The following is a 17781-nucleotide window of genomic DNA, read 5'->3' on the forward strand; positions in this document are numbered from 1 at the left end:
TTTGCCAAAAGCCTTTTGATCACCCGATCGGCCTTTGGCTCTCAACCTGTTCAAGATTTAGAGGCAAGTGGGAAACAACCGCTCATGCCCAGCCCGGCAACCGCAACATTCAGCATCAGCAGACCGCTTGGTCTTTTACTCTGTTGCCGTTCATTCTTGGTTGTTAGGCTGCGATCAATCGTTGACCCTATTGCCTGATCAGGGCTATTGCCCTGCTCATATTTTAGTCGTTGAGGAGACAACAGGGATCGAAAGATAACACTCAAGATAGAAGAATCTATGAGCGTAATTTTTGATTTTTCAGTGATGCCAGGAGGCGGACTTGAACCGCCGACACGAGGATTTTCAGTCCTCTGCTCTACCGGCTGAGCTATCCCGGCTAGGGTTTTTAGGCGCTGCTGTTTTCAGCGCCTAAATAAATTAGCAAACTTGATCAGGATTGGCAAGGGATTCGCTAATTTTTTTGGAAGAACTGGCTTCCTAACACCTATTGGATCGGTTGCAGGCGGGTGACCTTGAGCTTGAAGGGGCCGCCAACGGCTTTGCCAAAGGTTTGAACCCGCACCACATATTCGCCTGTGTTCTGAATGCTGGTGAAAATCAGGGAGTTCGTGCCGCCGTCGGGGCCGTCGTCGTTCTCGGCAACGCTGGAACCATCATCGGCAATGAGCATCAGGACGGTATCGAAGCTGTCGGAGCTGGCGGTGATTTCAACCCGATCGCCTGCCGTGAGCGAGATTTTATAGTCCCGGGCAAATCCCCCTTGGCCGGTGGGAATGTCCTTGGTTGATAGGGTGTCGTTCAACTCGCTGCTGCTGGAAATCGTGCCCGGTTGATAGGTCGGGCTGGCTTGGGCGATCGCCCCGCCACTGCCGGCCGTGACCAGGGCGATCGCGCCCATCATTCCCACCACACCACGCCGCTGCAAAAAAGACCAAAAAAGCATGAAATCACCGTCCCAAGGGCATCGCTCCGATTATAGCCAGTCCGATTGAGAATCCCAGTTCCGGAGCCAACCCGATCGCCCTGAATCTGCGGATTAAGCCGAGCGATCGCCCGGCTCCGAAACTCTGGCTAGTTCGATTACGTCACCGATCTAGCGACAGTCAGGCCCCTGCTCCGGAAAAGCAGCCCAAACAGTCCCAACGGTTTCTGAACGGCCAAAAACCTGGGAGAGGTTGCCAAAACCTTGCCCAAACGTTCCCGGTTCGGAACCCTTGGCGGTTGAATTTTTGATTGGCTGAAAACCCAGGGCCTGGACTTGCCTGATATTTTGGTTTTGAAGCAACCCAACCGATTTTGCGAATATGGCTCCTGCGGCTCGTTTAAATGGTTCCGCCACCGTAATCATGCTGGTGAACGGTCAGTCCGTCGAAATGGCGATTGATGGGGCCAATGCCCCCGTCACGGCCGGCAATTTTGTGGACTTGGTGGAGCGGGGATTTTATGACGGCATTTCGTTTCACCGCGTGGTGCGATCGCCCGATCCCTTTGTGGTGCAAGCGGGAGATCCGGCGAGCAAAGATCCCAACGTGCCGCTCAGCAGCTTGGGAACGGGCGGGTTCATTGACCCAGACACCAACCAAGCCCGCAGCATTCCCCTCGAAATCAAAGTTCAGGGCGCAACGGAACCGATCTATAGCCAAACCACCACTCAGCCGGTGGCCTTGCCCCACAAGCAAGGAACCCTGGCCATGGCTCGGGCCCAATCGCCCGATTCCGGTTCTTCGCAGTTCTACATTGCCCTGAAGGAATTGCCGTTTTTGGATGGTAATTACGCCACCTTTGGCCAGGTGACCCAAGGGTTTTCGGCGGTGGATGCGATCCAAGCGGGCGATCGCATCACAGCGGCCAAGGTGGTGGATGGAGTTTTGCCGGGCCGAACTTCGGTGGTGCTGACGGATGCAACCCGCTTGAACACTGCGCACAATTTTCTGAACCGGGCTGACCTGCCCCGCCAATTCACCTTCCTCACAGAAGCGGCAGAAACCGTGACCCTGACGGCGACCCAAAGCCAAACCACTCCCAGCGGCGTGCGGGGGTTGGGGGGCGATGACGTAATCACCGGCTCCAGTGCGGCGGATATTGTCTGGGGTGATGCGGGCAATGATTCGCTCTTCGGTGGCGACGGAGATGATTATCTGCGCGGCATTGATGGCAATGACTTGATCAACGGTGACGGGGGCAACGACTTCCTCAACGGCAATCAGGGCAACGATACGGTCAATGGCGGCGCGGGTGATGATTTTGTGCGCGGAGGCCAGGGCGATGATGTGCTGCTGGGGGGCGATGGTAACGATGTCCTTTGTGGTGACTTTGGGGCTGATACGTTAACCGGCGGCGCGGGGGCCGATACGTTCCTGCTGCGCACTGATACGGCGATCGGGATTCGGGCAGCGGCGGACTTGGTGGTGGATTTCAGTACGGCTCAGGGCGATCGAATCGGCATTGTCGGTTCCGTGAGCTTGGAGCAACTGACGCTGCAAAATCAGGGCGGCTCCACGGTGCTGCAATTGCCCACGGGTCAGACCTTGGCCACCATCACCGGAGCCACTCCCGATTTGGTGCGATCGGCTCTTGTGGCCGTCAGCGCCAGTGATGCGGTCATGCGCCTATAGGCTCCCTCAGGCTCAAAAACACGATCTAGCTCAGGCTTGGGGTCAGCATTTTCAAACATATCTGGCGAATCGCATCTGGCGAATCGCAGAGCGTGCAGCATTGCCCTAGCCCGGCCTCGCAGTCGATTTTCAGGCGGTTTTAGGTGTTGTTTCTCGGCTTGATTCTGCACAGTAGAGATGCAACCCCAACTGAGCTATAACTAGCTATTAATCAGTCACTAATCCGTCACGAGTGACTGATGCTTGGGCGATCGCCACGACAGGCCAAGCCCAATCGTGACATTCACCCTCATATTCGATCGGGAGGACAGGAACGTGGGTTGGCGAGTCCGGGCCATTCGAGGAGCAACTACCGCAACCGAAAACACCATTGAAGCCATTCGGGAGGCGGTTCATGAGCTACTCGACGCTTTGGAAACCCACAATCGTCTGGAGATGGATGAGGTGGTGAGCGTCACCTTTTCGGTGACCCGTGACCTGGATGCCGTGTTTCCCGCCAAGATTGCCCGCGAGCGGCCCAACTGGCAAAACGTGCCCCTGATGGATGTGCAGCAAATGCATGTGGATGGCAGTTTGCCCCAATGCATTCGACTGCTCGTGCATTTCAACACCCCTGACCCGATCGCCCGGATTCATCATCCCTATCTCCGAGGAGCCAAGCACCTACGCCCCGATTGGGTTTCAGCCCAAGAAGTGCGCCAAAAGGAACTGATCGTTAACTCCTAATTCTTTCAGGGGTTAAGCTAGCGGCAGTTTTGAGACTGAGACCTGTGACTGCTGAGCGTGCTTCTATTCCCGATCGGTTAACCTTCCCGGCCAAGCTGGCCTATGGGGCCGGCGACGCAGGCCCCGCCATCACCGCCAACCTGCTTGTCTTTTTGCAGTTGGCATTTTTAACCGATGTGGCCGGGTTGCCCGCCGGGTTAGCTGGCTCGGTGCTGATGGTGAGCAAAATTGGCGATGCCATCAACGACCCAATCATCGGCGTAATGAGCGATCGCACCCGCTCCCGTTGGGGTCGTCGATATTCCTGGATGCTCTGGGGGGCGATTCCCTTCGGCATTCTCTTTTTCTTGCAGTGGCTAGTGCCGCCGGGCAACACCTGGCTGCTCTATGGCTACTACGTGGTCTTGGGGCTGCTGTTCAATATTGCCTATACGGCGGTGAACTTACCCTACACAGCCCTCACCGCTGAGCTAACGGATGACTATGACGAACGCACCAGCCTCAACAGCTTCCGGTTTGCCTTCTCGATCGGGGGCAGTCTTCTCTCGCTGATTTTGGGCAAGGTCGTTGCCGACCAAATTCCCGACCCCGTTTGGCAATACATCTGGCTAGCCGCCATTTGCACCCTGTTTTCTGTGTTGCCCATTCTCTGGTGCGTCGTGGGCACATTTCGGTATGGCATGGCCGCCGAGCGCCGCTGCGCCGAACGCAACGAAACCGCCCCCAGCTTGGGTCTGAAACAACAACTGGCGATCGTCTTTCAAAATCGCCCCTTCCTCTACGTCATTGGGATCTATCTCTGTTCCTGGCTGGCTGTGCAACTCACCGCCTCCATCCTGCCCTACTTCGTGGTGAGCTACATGGGGCTACAGCAAGCAGATTTCTTCATGGTCGCGATCGGGGTGCAGCTCACCGCCTTCGCCATGTTGTTTGTGTGGAGTGCCCTCAGCCGCCGTTGGGGCAAACGGGGGGTCTACTTCGCGGGCATGAGCCTTTGGATCATTGCCCAAGCGGGTTTGTTATTGCTGCAACCGGGGCAAACGGGCTTGCTATACCTGTTGGCCGTGATGGCTGGCGTTGGGGTCTCCACGGCTTATCTAGTCCCTTGGTCGATGCTGCCGGATGTGATTGAGCTGGATGAGCTAACCACTGGGCAACGTCGGGAAGGTGTGTTCTATGCCTTCATGGTCTTTTTGCAAAAGTTGGGGTTGGCTCTGGCGCTTTGGCTGGTGGGGATTGCGCTGGAAGTGGCTGGTTATGTGCCCACAGCCGCCGGAGGCACGCCGGCCAACCAACCGGCCTCAGCCCTGTTGGCCATTCGGCTGGCGATCGGCCCTTTGCCCACGGCAGCCCTGATTGGCGGCTTGGTTTTGGCTTATTTCTACCCCATTACCCGCGACATCCACGCGGAAATTCTGCTGAAGCTGGCCGAGCGCAAACGTGCCAATCAACAGGCCAGCCAGGACTAGGGAAGCGCTAGGCAAGGATCCATCCCCCGGGGCGATCGCCCCCGTTCCTCTGCCTTGCGAACCCGGTTCAAAAAAATTCAAAAAAATTCAGAAAACCCCTTGACCCTTCTCGGAAGTTGTTGTTACTATACTCAAGCCTTCGGGCAATGGGGCGTCGCCAAGCGGTAAGGCAGCGGGTTTTGGTCCCGCCATTCCTAGGTTCGAATCCTAGCGCCCCAGTTAAAAAATTAGTTAAAGAAAGCTGGCTGATTGGAAGCCTGCTGATTGCGCTCCAGCCAAGCCAGTCAATAAAAAAGCAAAAATAAAAAAGCAAAATATAAAATCAAGAGTAATCAAGATCAAAAACAGTGTCTTGGTCATTCATGCCCTTGGTAATTGATGCGGGCTTACACCCAGACGTAAACTTAGAAACCCATTTAGGAATTGAAATATCAATCACTGAGGCCCGATCGAGGCATGATTGAGAAATCGATTTGGTAACCCGATTTGGCAACCGAGTTTAGAAACCGAATTTAAAAACCGAATCGGAAACTTAATTGGCAAGGCCCCCGGCGAACTCCAGCGCAGGAAAAAGCAAGTCATCGGTGGTCAATTTTGCACAATCCATCAACCCTACTGACGAGGACAACTGAGGTGGCAACCTGGCAATGTATCAAAGGCTGTGGAGCCTGCTGTCATCTCGATCCCAACGAACGCCCCGACCTGGAAAGCTATTTAGAACCCGAGGATTTATTGCTCTATCTGAGCATGGTGGGGCCCGATGGTTGGTGCATGAATTATGACCAATTGAACCGAGAATGCACGATCTATGACGATCGCCCCTGGTTCTGTCGGGTGCAAGTCGAAACCTTTCAGCGGATGTTCGAGATTGAGCCAGCGGAGTTGAACGATTTTGCGATCGAATGCTGTCGTGATCAAATCAGCGGAGTCTATGGCGATCTGAGCTTGGAAATGCATCGGTTCGATCGCGCCGTGGGCCTCACCCTCAGCACCAACGCCCCAGCAACCCCCGAGCCGTTGGAGTTGGATCCGTCTGGATTCGATCCGTCTGGATTGGATCAATATCAATAGGCATTTGACCAGCAGCAATCAACCAGCAGAATTCAGCCAACGAGATTGAGCCAACGAGATTGAGCCAACGGAATTGAGCCAGCCGAACGCTCAATGCCACCAACCAGCGCAACAACCAATGCAACAAAATGCAATGCAACAAAATGCGCAATGAGTGAGATCCCAATCGCGCAGGGGGCTGCATTCGGATTAAATTGAGGATTGGCTCTTTCAGTTTCCTGAGTTCCATGTCTGACCCTAACGCTTTACCCGACTGGATTCGCCAAATCGTGCAGGATCAACCCCTCAGCAACGAGCAGGCGACTTGTTTGCACTGGATTGGCGATGCTTACCAACTGCTGATGCAGCTCAATAGCTTTAGCTTGAGTGAGTATTCTGAGCAGGTTCAGCATCTCGATCGGGTAGCGGAAATGGCTCGGGCTGGGAGTCGGCTGGCTCAACATGCACCGGAAGTGGTGGAAGCCTTGGTTCAACAGCAGCCGGTGGGCCGCTCGTCCTGATGTTCACCCCCGAACAATTGGCGCTGGCGGTGGTGGCGATCGCCCTGGGGGTTTCCGTTGGAAGCTTCTTGAATGTGGTGGTTTATCGCCTCCCCGCCGGTTTGTCGCTGCTGCACCCGCCCTCCCGCTGCCCCAAATGTTTGCACCGGCTGGCTCCCCACGACAATGTGCCGGTTTTCGGCTGGCTGTGGTTGCGGGGCCGTTGTCGCTATTGCGCAGCCCCGATCGCCCCGCGCTATCCCTTGGTGGAAGCCACCACCGGGCTGTTGTTTGCCGCGATCGCCCTACGAATTAGCGCCGCCGAACCGGAATTGGTGTTCAGTCCTTGGGGCTTGAGCATGATTTTGGGAGGATGGATCTTCGTGAGCTGGCTGCTGGCCCTGGCGCTCATTGATTGGGACACCCTCACCCTGCCCAACTCGCTCACCCAATCGGGCCTGCTGTTGGGATTGGGATTCAGAACCGCCTTCGGAGCGATTGACGCGGGCCAAGGCAGCGGCGCGGCGGCCGGATTGCTGGATGCCCTGTTGGCCATGGCGCTTGGTTTGTGGTTGTTTCAGGCGATCGCCACCCTGGGCAGCTTGATTTGGGGACGCACGGCCATGGGGGCCGGAGATGTGAAGCTGGCGGCCATGCTGGGGGTTTGGTTGGGCTGGAAATTGCTGTTGCTGGCGAGTTTTTTGGCCTGCGCGATCGGGGCAGTAGCCGGTTTGGGCGCAATGGGCCTGGGTTGGCTACGGCGCGATCGGGTCTTACCCTTCGGCCCATTTCTGGCCCTGGGCAGCCTAATCGCCATGCTGTGGGGCCCAGAAATCATCACAGCCTACTGGCAATTTTGGGTGCGCTAGGCCCAAGTCAGAGCCTGGCCACCACCTCCTCCACTGAGGATGGCCAATAATTTCCCCAAGCCAAATTCAGCAACGTTCCTTGCATCTCACAGAGGCATTGCACCAGCCGCTGGGCAGTCCGCACCATTAGCGGGCTAGTTTTCAAAAAAGCAGCCACTTGAACCGCCTGGGCCGATCGCTGCAAGGTGGGTGAAATGGCCGTCGCAGTGGTGATGAACGATCGCTCCTGCCATTGATCCAAATCCTCGCGAACCGCTTGCCAGTAAAGGACTTGGAATTGCACAAAATCAAAATCGCACTCCCGCAGCACCCGCTCAATGCGGGCATAGCGATGCAGACACCAGTTGCGCAAAATGACCCAGGATGGGTGTAAATCCCGTGCCAAAACCAGCTTGAACGCCCGTCGGCGCAACTGCGGTAAATAATCATCCACCCAAAAAACCATCATGTCGTGATAGGCCGGCGTGCCGATGCACGATCGATCCAAAACCGCCGCCCGATCGACCCCAAACCGATCCAACACCTCCTGGGGAAAGTAGCAGATCCCCTGGCGCGCATCCTCATCGATGTCGCGCAGGTTGTTATAGAACTGATCGACCGCTCCAAAGTGATAGGCCGCTTCCCACTGGGACGGACTCAAAAACGGCAGAATCTGGAAAAAGGAACCCGCCAACGTCTCCAGCATCGTTTCATAGTCAGCCAACGTTTCAATCCGTAGATTGTCCGTGTGGTAGGTCAAGATTGCATCCAGATACCGATCCCACGACTGCACAGATAAGCGATCACTCAGACTTGCCTCCGCATGAAACCAGCGCTGTTGCATTGTCACCAGCAAGCTGGCATCTTCTGTGACCATGGCCGCCGGGCCATGACTCAGCAAACGCTTCCAAGAGCGATAGAACGCGAGGAAACTAGGCTGCTCCGTAGATGTGTGATTTTCTTTACAGACAAGTTCTGCCTCCGCCAATCGATCGACCTTACGAATCCAACCAATCCGTTCAATCCACTCCCGTTGCACATCTGACTCGAGTCCTAAGACCCAAGCAGCGTTATCTTCATCCTTAAGAGAATCATCAGCAATCGCGCAGTATTGCGACGATTCGACCAGCTTGGCCACAGCCGATCCGTTCATGATGCACCCGTGAAATCCCTGACGCACTCTATTAGAACTTTAGCCCCTTGTTCTGGTAGATGAACAAATACCACCAATTTCTAAGGAAGTCTTAGCCGTCAGGGGCGATCGCCCTTTGTTTTAGCAAGAAATGGCCAGACTTTATTGCTGTGTGACACCCCCTAATCTCAGGAATTGAGAACATCAGCCAAGTCTAGCCAGGATTGAAATTTAAAGCGCTTGTTTTCAGGCATGAAATTCTTTTTTTAGGCCATGAATTAGTGATGATTCTCAATCTTTAAAACACTTGTATTTTCCACTACATCAATTCAGAGAGAAATCCCTTAAGGTGTCTCACCACTCAATTGGTTGTCTCCGCAAATTCTCGGAGCTAATGCCCCCAGTGTCAGCTTTTGGGATGCGTAACCAGAACGACAACACGGAAGCCCCCTAAAAAAAGGCACAGGCTAACAGGGCGCAAGTTTTGAACAACCGCCGCCGTTGGCTGACCCGATCGCTGATCGCGTGCGCGCCTGTCTATGGCTCAATCAAGGGACTATCTGGCTGAACCCGAGGTTGGATTGAGACCAGATCGAGGCTGCTGAGTCCAAGCGTCAGCCCAAGGTTGACCCAAAATCGATACAGCCAAATGGATACGGCCAAATGGATACGATAGATGCGATGAGGGATCAAGTGCGATGAGGGATCGCGGATCGCGCCGATCCCGATCCTGGCAAGATTGTGCTGATTGCCGCTGATCACGTTGCCACTGAATCATGGCAAGATTCACCGGATCGCGACCCTGGATTACAAAACAGGGCGATCGGCAAATCCAAGCGCGTTATGGCTAAGGGAAGAATTTTGGGTTCTGGGCCAGAGCGTGGGAAACTAGGGCAGCGATCACCCGCTGCTGGCAAGGGCGCATCTGGAAGCAGGTAAACTGCGCCGGCCGAAAGCAGCAACGCATTTTGGTAGCCCTGTTGGAACGAATCCGCCGAGCCTCTGGGATGGTTTACAACACCCCCAATCGACCGTTACCAGTGCCTTTGACGCAACCGTTTCTGGTGTCCGCAAGAGTATTGTAACGCCCCGAGGGGCGGGGAATCTACCCGGAGAGTATTGAACCCATGTCGTTGTTTGATTGGTTTGCAAATCGTCGTAAGAGCGATCCGGCTGGACATTCAGGCCAAGAGCGAGAAATCGCCGATGGTCTCTGGACGAAGTGTGAAGCCTGCGGCGTTCTCGCCTACACGAAAGACCTTCAGGCAAATCAGATGGTTTGCCTGGATTGTGGGCATCATATGCGGGTCTATAGCGATGAGCGGATCCAGCAATTAATTGACCCGGGTACTTGGGTGGCGTTGGATCGGGATGTGCGCCCGGTGGATCCTCTGGGCTTTTTCGATCGCAAGTCCTACAGCGATCGAATTGTGGAGGCCCAAAGCAAGTCCGGCCTCATTGATGCGGTGCAAACGGGCTTGGGTGATTTGGAAGGCCAGCCGATCGCCCTAGGGGTGATGGACTTTCGGTTCATGGGCGGCAGTATGGGATCCGTGGTGGGCGAAAAGCTCACTCGGGCGATCGAGCGGGCCACCGCTGAACGCCGGGCCATGGTGATTGTCTGCGCATCCGGGGGGGCCCGAATGCAGGAAGGAATGCTGAGTTTGATGCAGATGGCCAAAATTTCCGGGGCCCTGGAGCAGCATCGCGAGGCCGGCTGTCTCTACATCCCCGTGCTGACCCATCCCACCACGGGCGGTGTGACGGCCAGTTTTGCCATGCTCGGCGACATCATCATCGCAGAACCCAAAGCATTGATCGGGTTTGCGGGTCGGCGGGTCATTGAACAAACCCTGCGCGAAAAGCTCCCGGATAATTTCCAAACGGCGGAATATTTGCAACAAAACGGGTTTGTGGATGCGATCGTGCCGCGAACCCAACTGAAGTCTACGTTGGCCCGCTTGGTTCGATTGCATCACGCTTCCCGACGGGCGGTGTCCACGGCTCCCACCAATGGGGCCCGGCTGCGGGATGAGGTGATGCTGGATGGTCAACGGGATGGGTTGCATGTGGAACATTCGATCGCCCCTGGCTCGATCGCGGCCCAGCCCTAAATCCTCTAACCGGCTATCCTCCAACCGGCTCGCAGTGATTCGGTTCACCCAATTCGATTCGCTCCAGCGGCCATCGCCAAGATTACGACCCGAGATTGCGGCCCGAGATTGCGGCCCGAGATTGCGATATGTTTCCGAACGATGGTTTCGGAATCCAGGCTCTACGGGGGATCACCCCGCCCCCGAAGCGAGACTAGGGCCATGGGCTGAAAGCCTTGACCCCCAACGGTTATTCAGCCCCCGATCTCGGAAAGTCATGCCCACTGATGCGGCTTGAGTTGATAACTTGCCATCTCCCGGAGCCTGAAAGGCGGGGGCTTTGCCCTCAATCCGGTAAGATTAAAATCAACTTTTGGCTACCGCATTTTTTCTCCAAAACATTTACCGTTTAGGGCTTTGCCGGCCAAAGGCAACCGTTATCATTACCCGGCGATCGCTGGGTGAGACTCGGACACTTTGAAAAGACACCGAAACCAACCCCGCTCCCGTCACTGGGCAGTGGAGAGGGCTTTGGGGTCAAACCACCGATCAACGCAGCCGTTTTAGCTGGCTGCCTAGATCGGGAATCCCCGTTGCTTTAGCATGGGGAGGATGTGAATTGTGGTTAGAGTGCCGCAGCGGGGGCGATCGCGCGATCCGAGCGACAATCTAGCCGGCTATAACATCGGCCTGACTTTGATCGAGATCAAGAGACTCAAGTCTAGAAAGAACTATGCTGAAAAAGGTTGTTTTGCTAGTTGTAGCGGTGGCGTTTTTTGCCTTCCAACTGGCCGTTAGCCCCGTAAGCGCGGCGGAAATGAAGCCGGAACTGCGCACGGTCAAGGTCAGCGAAAAGGGTGATACCGTCACCTTGACCCTGGAGCAAGTGGCTCTGGGCAAGAGACTGTTTAATGACACTTGTGCCCAGTGCCATGCGGGCGGTGTGACCAAGACCAGCCCCGATGTGGATCTGTCGCCTTCGTCCTTGGCGGGTGCCGTTCCTAGCCGCGATCACATCGCTGGCCTGGTGGACTACATGAAGAATCCGACCACCTACGACGGTGAAACGGAAATTTATGAACTGCACCCCAGCACCCGCAGTTCTGACATTTTCCCGGAGATGCGGAACCTGACCGATGAGGAATTGGAAGCGATCGCTGGTCATATTCTGAGCCAACCCAAGGTGATTGGTTCCCGCTGGGGCGCTGGTAAGACTCGTTATTCAACTTGATGGATGAGTGAATATGGAGGGCGATCGAGCAACAGGGTAGATGATGCCCGATAGCGATGCCCTCAGGGTTCTCTGGATGGTCGTTTGATTCAGTTGCCCCATTCAAGACTCATAATCGACTGCTTGCCCGGTTAACCGAAGGATGGTGGCCGGGTATTTGTTTGGGATGAATTGAGCCTGGGGATGAATTGGGCACTGGCATTAGTTGAGCATTGGACTGAATTAGGCTCTGGGATTCCTGAAGCGGCGGCCACCCCGCAATTTTGCAGGGTAGAATCGAAAGGTCTCTGGGCTAAGGTTCCATGGCCGCATGAGTTCCACTAGCTGTGCCGTTTGCCCCGCGTCATCATCATGTCTAAACGTCAGTCCGATCGATTTGCGCTGGGGATCCTGTTGGGGGCGGCAACCGGAGCCGTAGCAGGATTATTGTTGGCTCCCCGATCGGGTCGAGCCTCCCGCCAGCGCCTACAGCAATCTTTGCAAAACACCTTACAAAAAACGGTGAAGCAATCGGGCGATCGCCTGCCGGGAGCGTTGGAGGAGTTGGGGCAGGTGGTGCGCGACCAAGCAGCCATTTGGTCCGATCGCACTCGCGATCGCCTGGAAGGGGCGCTCGATCGACTGCGAGACGCGATCGCCAGCGGTGTGGCCGCCAGCCAAACGGTGGATCAAGAAGATGTCAGCTTGTCGGAAGAGGGCGACGCAATCCCAACCGGCTCAGCCCCAACTCCGAAGCCCCGCCAGTTGGCCTATAACCGTATGGCCGCCCCCATGACCCAAACGGGCGATCGCTAACGGCGCGCATTCCGTCCTCTGAACCCATGATCGATCCGTTATTTTGGCTGGGGCTATCGTTTTTGCTCGTCAGCGTTTGCTTGGCGATCGCCCTGGCCGCTGCCATTCCTGCCCTGCAAGAATTGGGGCGGGCCGCCCGCAGCGCCGAAAAGTTATTTGACACCCTCACGAGGGAATTGCCGCCCACCCTGGAAGCCATTCGCCTCACGGGTTTGGAAATTAGTGACCTGACGGATGACATGACCAATGGCGTGCAAAGCGCCGGTCAAGTGGTGCAGAAGGTGGACAGCAGCTTGGACACGGCCCGGCGGCAGGCCCGGCGAGTGGGAGCCACGGCCCGACGGGCGGCGGCAGGTCTTCAGGCCGCTTGGCAGGTGTTGGTGAAACCTGGTCGCGATCGCCGTCGAGATAACCGATTGGAAGGGCGCAGTGAACGGAATGAATTGCGGGGCGAACTGCGGGGTGACCTCAGGAACGATCGCAACGAACGGAGTGATCGCGATGAGCGAAACGACCCAAGAACTGAGGGGCTGAACCGACGAGCGGAACGGCCGGGACTACCGAGTGGATCCACTTGGCAACCGCCCGATCGCTATGCGGAGGCCTACCTAGAAGATGAGCTGGATGATGATCTTGATGATGATTTGGAAGATCTGGATGTCGAGGATCTGGATATCGAGGATCTGGATGAATTAGATCATCTGAGCCATCGAGCCAACTATGGAGATCAACAGGCGCTCCAAGATTTGCAAAATTTGCGAGGTCTGAACCATTCAGCAACCTCCGGTGAACTGGAGCAGCTAGGCAATGATCCCGATTCGGGCCGCGATCGAAACTCAGGTCAGGATCGCCACCCTGAAGCAAGCACTAACTCCGACCCTGAATCTGGAGATGGAACCCTGGTTGAGCGATCGAAATGAGCTGTCGAGATGAGCCTTGATTTGCAGGACTGGCCCCTAAAACTCACCCCCTTAAAACTGACGGATTTACCCGAGACGGCTTATCTGGTGGGTGGAGCCGTGCGGGATGCCCTTTTGGGGCGGCAACGCGACGCGGTGGATTTGGATGTGGTGCTGGCGGCGGGGGCGATCGAGCTGGCCCGATCGATTGCTGGGCGCTACGATGCAGGGTTTGTGGTGTTGGATCGAGAACGCCAGATTGCGCGGGTGGTTTTTGCGCAGGGAACGCTGGATGTGGCGGCCCAAGTGGGCGACTCGATCGAGGCGGATCTGCGACGGCGGGACTTCACGGTGAATGCGATCGCCTATCAACCCCATCGTCAGGAGTGGGTGGATCCCCTCGAAGGCCGGCGAGACTTAGCCGATCGATCCCTGCGGATGGTATCCGTGGAAAACCTGCGGGAGGATCCCCTGCGCTTGTTGCGGGCCTATCGAATCAGCGCCCAATTGAACCTTCAAATGGAGCCGACCACGGCCCAGGCGATCGCCCAACAGGTACCGAACTTGCGGCTTGTGGCCGCCGAACGAGTGCGAGCTGAGTTGGACTATTTGTTGGAAACACCCCGGGGCGATCGGGCACTGATGGCGGCCAGCGAAATTCAGCTTTTGCGCGATTGGCTGCCCCCTTGGCAAGGAAAGCATGGGGTAACGCTCCCGGCCCTATCCAAGGCGATCGAGCAATTACAAAACCTTTGGCCCGATGCGCCCCTTAACTGTCCCCTGCCCAATGGGCGATCGCCCTTGGCGGCGGCCCGGCTGGCCTGTTTGTTGGGGTCAGATTTGATGATCGCCCAACGGGCCCTGGAGCAACTCAAAACCAGCCGGGTTGATCAGCGCATTCTGCTGGCAATTCTGGGGGCCAAGGCTAGCCTGCCGGCCGATCGCCAATCGCCTCTCGATCGCGCGGCTCAGTACCAATTTTGCAAGGCGGCTGGGGAAGGATTTTTGGCGGCCGTGCTCCTGGCTTTGGCAGAAGGAACGGCCCCGATCGCCCTGGCCGAGGCGATTGGCCGTTGGCAAGATGCCACCGATCCGGTCGCCCACCCCAGCCCACCGCTCACGGGTCACGAGTTGATGACGGAATTTGGCTTGCCCCGGGGGCCGATCGTCGGTCAACTGTTGGCGGCCCTGGAGCGGGCCCAGGCTATTGGACAAATTCAGGGTTCCGAAAGCGCTCGGCAGTTTGCCCAAAGCTGGCTCCAATCAGCCCAATCCTTCCCGACATAGCCAACCTTTGCGGGCCAACCTTTGCGGGTCGATCGCGAAAGGCAATCTCAAGGCGATCGAGATGCGCTATGCTAGGTGGGCTGAACGGGAAATGGAACATGGCAAAGCGCCGTAACCTCAAAAAAGAAAAAGCACAGCGTAACTTGGCTTACGCACGTAAATTCCGCAAGCGCTCCAACAGTGGACGGATGCACCGCTCTCGTCGCCCGTCTGCATCGGCCGAAGCGGAAACCAATGAAGAGGAAACGACCACCGACGTTCAAGACGGTGCAGCGGTCTAACCCAACCCAAGTCTCTCTTCTGTGGCCGAAGCGGCCTGTGGCTAAAAACGTTTTGGGTTTCCTTGCTCCGTCGTGGATCCAATTTTCCATTAACCTCTGGGTTGTGCCATGGATTGGGTCTAACCCACGACCGGGGCCAGAAGCACCCGATCGCGGCTTTGAGGAAGCGCAGCAGTTTTATTAACTGTTGCGCTTCTCTGTTTTTGCCATTTGTTTTTGCCATTTGTTTTGAGCATTTATTTTGAGGATCAGTTCCCTTGACCAAGGGCAACAGCCGAGACAGGCCTTGCAGAGTTGGGAAATTGGACGACGGCCCCTAGAGGCCTCCCTCAAGACCTCGTTAAAGATTTTTGTTAAAGATTTTTGTCAAAGATTTTTAGAGATTTTTCAGAAAATCCTCCATTTCTTGGGCCTCGGTGACCATTCCCAAGGTTTGGAAGTGATCGATCGCCCGTTCGGCCCAATTACGCGACTCCTTGCGCAATCGCCCGGCCAAGGCCGCGCGGGCCAAATGCTTGCAGCAATAGGCACAACACCGCTGATCAACAATCACTGCCGCCAACCGGTAGCTGGCTTCCAACTCCCGCAAAGCTCGGGAATATTGCCCCTGCGCCATCCGCACCTGCCCGATCGAGGACTGAATGTAGGCCGTTCCCCGTTGCCAACCCAAGGCCTGTGCTTTTTTCAGGGCTGTCGTATAAAGTCGCAAGGCTTCGGCGGAGTTCTGTGCCTGCTGGGCCACATCGCCTTCGTAGTAAAGACTCTGGCACTCCAAGCGCAACCGGTGCTCGGCGTTGAGCTGGGGATTGTGAATGAGCTGCTCAACACGGTGTTTCCACCGATCGCCATGGTCGATCGATCCCTGTTCATAGGCCAGGCGCAGTTGGTTAATGGCTAAATCCGACTGCAAATCTAGATCCAGGTGATCCCGCAATTGCCAAACGGCCTCAAAATCCGCGCAAGCCTGGCGAAGGGATTGGGAGTCATTGCGGAGGGCATAGGTCCAACCGCGATCGAACAAAAAGCGTGCCTCCAAGGCCGAGTTCTGTTGCTGGCGAGCCAGTTGGATGGCTTTGGCATCGCGGGCAATCCGCTCCGACCAATGGCCGCGAAAGTGGCTGTAGCCCCTGAGGGGTTGAAAAACCTGCCAAAACGACTCCAATCGCCCGGCCGCCAAACACCAATCCAAAACCTGATTCAGGGTGTCCCAATGGAGATCGATCGCCTGGTGATCGGTTAACCACTCCAGGCGATCGCCCTGGCCATGTTGCTGCACGTAGTCGATCGCCCATTGCAACCATCGCTCACGCATGGCCATTTCTTGAGTTGGGGCCAGGCGATCGACCCCCACCGTGGCCACATAACGCCGAACCAAGGACGACAGACCATAGCGCCCGTCACAATGGAGGGTCACCATGGACTGCTCAGCCAGCTTGGCCAAATGGGCCCAAGTGGCATGGGCTTCTGGATCCACTCCGGCCACTTGGGCTAACAACACCGGTTGCACGGGAACCGCAAACCAACTGAGGGCCAACAGAAATTGCCCCGCCAACTGCCCACCCAAAGCCTCCAGGGTGTTGGCACAGTAAAACTGTGTCACCCAGTGATCCGGCTGTTCCAGTTGGGCAATGACCCAGGCGATTGGTTGGCCCGCCGCCAATTGCCCCAACCCCCAAGCGATCGGCCCCGGCAGGGAACCCGCCGCCGCCACCAAGCGCCGATATTGCCCCAGAGACCAAGGCCAACCCGTTTCCGGAACCCGCTGCATGATCCACCGCAAGGCCGCCTCTGGCTCCAGGGGATCTAGGTGGAGCGATCGGGCGATCGGCAACCGATAGCGACAGGTGAACAACACCTTGACCGTGGCCGGCAATTCATACAAAAACGCCAACGTGGCCTGCGGATCCGTCATTTCCTCAAAACTATCCAAAATCAACAACATGGGTTGTTGAGCCATCAAAGTCCAAGCCTGTCGCATTCGATCGGGCAGCGGGCGATCGTTCCATTCATTTGTCACCCGATCAGAATCGGATGTGAGATTTTGCAAAATTTCCGATAATAGCTGCTCTAGGGTTTGTTGCGATCGACATCCTGGCAGCAACCCCATCCCCGTTAAGTAATGGGTTTTAGCGGAAGTGAACAAGACCCACTGAAAAGGGCAAGAGTTTTGTTGAATTAAATAATGAACACTCGCTAAAGCCAGGGCCGTCTTACCGGTTCCGCCAGCGCCTTCAATCACCCAAAATCGCTCTTCTTGATTCCGTTGCAGCCAGTGAATCAGGTGTTCCCACTCCCGATCGCGGCCCTCCAAAATCGCACTATCCTGAGCTGGTAAATAAACCTTCAAGTTTTGATACTCCGCAATCGGAACGGAGGAAATTCGATAGGGACGTTCTGCTAACATTGCCAAAGCTCGGCGATGACAAAAACGTCCTTCCCAATTTAATAATGCTTTAAGATAAGTGTAAAGCTTATTTGTGAGTTCTGTTCGGAGAGCATCGGTGTTAATTTCAAGCACTGTTGCCAAGGCTTTAATGCTCATTCCTGTGAGAAATCCGCGCAAATAGAGGCGTTCAGTGCGGCTGAGTTGCGATCGCCGAGGATCACCAGCGGTGGGAAACTCCGGACAGGGTTGCCCCTGCTTTGCCCACAGCAGCCGGGCCTTGACTCGGCCCAAGTCGCGATAGAGACCTTCGAGATTCCATTCGCACCCCACCTCCTGAAACAACGTGCTTTTGCTATCCATCGCTTGCTGGTCACCCTCCTTCGGGAAAGGCTCGATTAGCCAAAGTTCGTGGCCGAGATTCAGGTCAGTTTCATCGAATCGAATTGATCAAAGATTTGAGATTTAC

General features: G+C 56.0%; 14 protein-coding genes, 2 tRNA genes and 1 pseudogene. 13 read left to right on the forward strand and 4 right to left on the reverse strand.

The annotated features are described in order from the left end of the window. Positions 1-307 precede the first annotated feature (307 nt). Together H6F46_RS05200 and H6F46_RS05205 are read right to left on the reverse strand one after the other, a co-directional pair. Positions 308-380, reverse strand: a tRNA-Phe gene (locus H6F46_RS05200). 107 nt (positions 381-487) lie between these two features. Next, on the reverse strand, positions 488-946 hold the full coding sequence (locus H6F46_RS05205; protein ID WP_199291398.1) for a PPC domain-containing protein: 459 nt from the start codon (positions 944-946) through the stop codon (positions 488-490). 361 nt (positions 947-1307) lie between these two features. Between H6F46_RS05205 and H6F46_RS05210 the strand changes: the two genes are divergently transcribed. The 7 genes and pseudogenes from H6F46_RS05210 (at position 1308) to H6F46_RS05240 (ending at position 7232) form a co-directional block, all read left to right on the forward strand. Further along, entirely contained in the window at positions 1308-2618 is a 1311-nt protein-coding gene (locus H6F46_RS05210) for a peptidylprolyl isomerase (RefSeq protein WP_190353833.1), read from the forward strand. A 315-nt stretch (positions 2619-2933) separates the two neighbouring features. Beyond that, positions 2934-3344: a chorismate mutase gene (aroH, locus tag H6F46_RS05215; protein WP_099534499.1), complete on the forward strand. Its 411-nt coding sequence runs from the start codon at positions 2934-2936 to the stop codon at positions 3342-3344. A 35-nt stretch (positions 3345-3379) separates the two neighbouring features. Continuing rightward, on the forward strand, positions 3380-4813 hold the full coding sequence (locus H6F46_RS05220; RefSeq protein ID WP_190353967.1) for an MFS transporter: 1434 nt from the start codon (positions 3380-3382) through the stop codon (positions 4811-4813). A gap of 147 nt (positions 4814-4960) precedes the next feature. Continuing rightward, a tRNA-Gln gene (locus H6F46_RS05225) sits at positions 4961-5032 on the forward strand. A 414-nt stretch (positions 5033-5446) separates the two neighbouring features. Then, a pseudogene (locus H6F46_RS05230) lies at positions 5447-5794 on the forward strand (YkgJ family cysteine cluster protein); the annotation flags it as partial. A gap of 317 nt (positions 5795-6111) precedes the next feature. Further along, on the forward strand, positions 6112-6384 hold the full coding sequence (locus tag H6F46_RS05235) for a hypothetical protein (protein WP_099534496.1): 273 nt from the start codon (positions 6112-6114) through the stop codon (positions 6382-6384). Continuing rightward, positions 6384-7232 (forward strand): A24 family peptidase, encoded by an 849-nt coding sequence (locus H6F46_RS05240; protein WP_099534495.1) that lies wholly within the window; start codon positions 6384-6386, stop codon positions 7230-7232. Before H6F46_RS05235 ends, H6F46_RS05240 begins: the two co-directional genes overlap by 1 nt. 7 nt (positions 7233-7239) lie before the next feature. Here the strand turns inward: H6F46_RS05240 and H6F46_RS05245 are convergent, their stop codons facing one another. Further along, positions 7240-8364, reverse strand: coding sequence for a squalene/phytoene synthase family protein (locus tag H6F46_RS05245; RefSeq protein WP_190353834.1), 1125 nt, complete (start codon positions 8362-8364; stop codon positions 7240-7242). Positions 8365-9470: 1106 nt separating this feature from the next. Between H6F46_RS05245 and accD the strand changes: the two genes are divergently transcribed. The 6 genes from accD (at position 9471) to H6F46_RS05275 (ending at position 14929) form a co-directional block, all read left to right on the forward strand. Continuing rightward, positions 9471-10457: an acetyl-CoA carboxylase, carboxyltransferase subunit beta gene (accD, locus tag H6F46_RS05250; RefSeq protein ID WP_190353835.1), complete on the forward strand. Its 987-nt coding sequence runs from the start codon at positions 9471-9473 to the stop codon at positions 10455-10457. A gap of 712 nt (positions 10458-11169) precedes the next feature. Further along, positions 11170-11667 (forward strand): photosystem II cytochrome c-550, encoded by a 498-nt coding sequence (gene psbV / locus H6F46_RS05255; protein ID WP_099534491.1) that lies wholly within the window; start codon positions 11170-11172, stop codon positions 11665-11667. A gap of 351 nt (positions 11668-12018) precedes the next feature. Next, a complete protein-coding gene (locus H6F46_RS05260; protein ID WP_190353836.1) occupies positions 12019-12462 on the forward strand; it encodes a YtxH domain-containing protein in 444 nt (147 codons plus the stop codon). 26 nt (positions 12463-12488) lie between these two features. Further along, positions 12489-13382: a hypothetical protein gene (locus H6F46_RS05265; RefSeq protein WP_190353837.1), complete on the forward strand. Its 894-nt coding sequence runs from the start codon at positions 12489-12491 to the stop codon at positions 13380-13382. A 9-nt stretch (positions 13383-13391) separates the two neighbouring features. Next, entirely contained in the window at positions 13392-14648 is a 1257-nt protein-coding gene (locus tag H6F46_RS05270) for a CCA tRNA nucleotidyltransferase (RefSeq protein WP_190353838.1), read from the forward strand. A 143-nt stretch (positions 14649-14791) separates the two neighbouring features. Next, positions 14792-14929 (forward strand): hypothetical protein, encoded by a 138-nt coding sequence (locus H6F46_RS05275; RefSeq protein ID WP_370567083.1) that lies wholly within the window; start codon positions 14792-14794, stop codon positions 14927-14929. A gap of 376 nt (positions 14930-15305) precedes the next feature. Here H6F46_RS05275 and H6F46_RS05280 read toward each other — a convergent pair whose 3' ends face one another. Continuing rightward, positions 15306-17675, reverse strand: a complete 2370-nt coding sequence (locus H6F46_RS05280; protein ID WP_190353839.1) for an NB-ARC domain-containing protein — start codon at positions 17673-17675, stop codon at positions 15306-15308. Between the last annotated feature and the right edge of the window lie 106 nt (positions 17676-17781).

Source organism: Limnothrix sp. FACHB-1083, assembly GCF_014696485.1.
Classification (GTDB): Bacteria; Cyanobacteriota; Cyanobacteriia; order CACIAM-69d; family CACIAM-69d; genus CACIAM-69d.

Excerpts from the sequence above, each read along its gene's own strand:
- H6F46_RS05205 (WP_199291398.1), bottom strand. The coding sequence starts at position 946 with ATGCTTTTTTGGTCTTTTTTGCAGCGGCGTGGTGTGGTGGGAATGATG.
- H6F46_RS05210 (WP_190353833.1), top strand. The coding sequence starts at position 1,308 with ATGGCTCCTGCGGCTCGTTTAAATGGTTCCGCCACCGTAATCATGCTG.
- H6F46_RS05235 (WP_099534496.1), top strand. The coding sequence starts at position 6,112 with ATGTCTGACCCTAACGCTTTACCCGACTGGATTCGCCAAATCGTGCAG.
- H6F46_RS05240 (WP_099534495.1), top strand. The coding sequence starts at position 6,384 with ATGTTCACCCCCGAACAATTGGCGCTGGCGGTGGTGGCGATCGCCCTG.
- H6F46_RS05245 (WP_190353834.1), bottom strand. The coding sequence starts at position 8,364 with ATGAACGGATCGGCTGTGGCCAAGCTGGTCGAATCGTCGCAATACTGC.
- accD (WP_190353835.1), top strand. The coding sequence starts at position 9,471 with ATGTCGTTGTTTGATTGGTTTGCAAATCGTCGTAAGAGCGATCCGGCT.
- psbV (WP_099534491.1), top strand. The coding sequence starts at position 11,170 with ATGCTGAAAAAGGTTGTTTTGCTAGTTGTAGCGGTGGCGTTTTTTGCC.
- H6F46_RS05260 (WP_190353836.1), top strand. The coding sequence starts at position 12,019 with ATGTCTAAACGTCAGTCCGATCGATTTGCGCTGGGGATCCTGTTGGGG.
- H6F46_RS05265 (WP_190353837.1), top strand. The coding sequence starts at position 12,489 with ATGATCGATCCGTTATTTTGGCTGGGGCTATCGTTTTTGCTCGTCAGC.
- H6F46_RS05270 (WP_190353838.1), top strand. The coding sequence starts at position 13,392 with ATGAGCCTTGATTTGCAGGACTGGCCCCTAAAACTCACCCCCTTAAAA.
- H6F46_RS05280 (WP_190353839.1), bottom strand. The coding sequence starts at position 17,675 with ATGGATAGCAAAAGCACGTTGTTTCAGGAGGTGGGGTGCGAATGGAAT.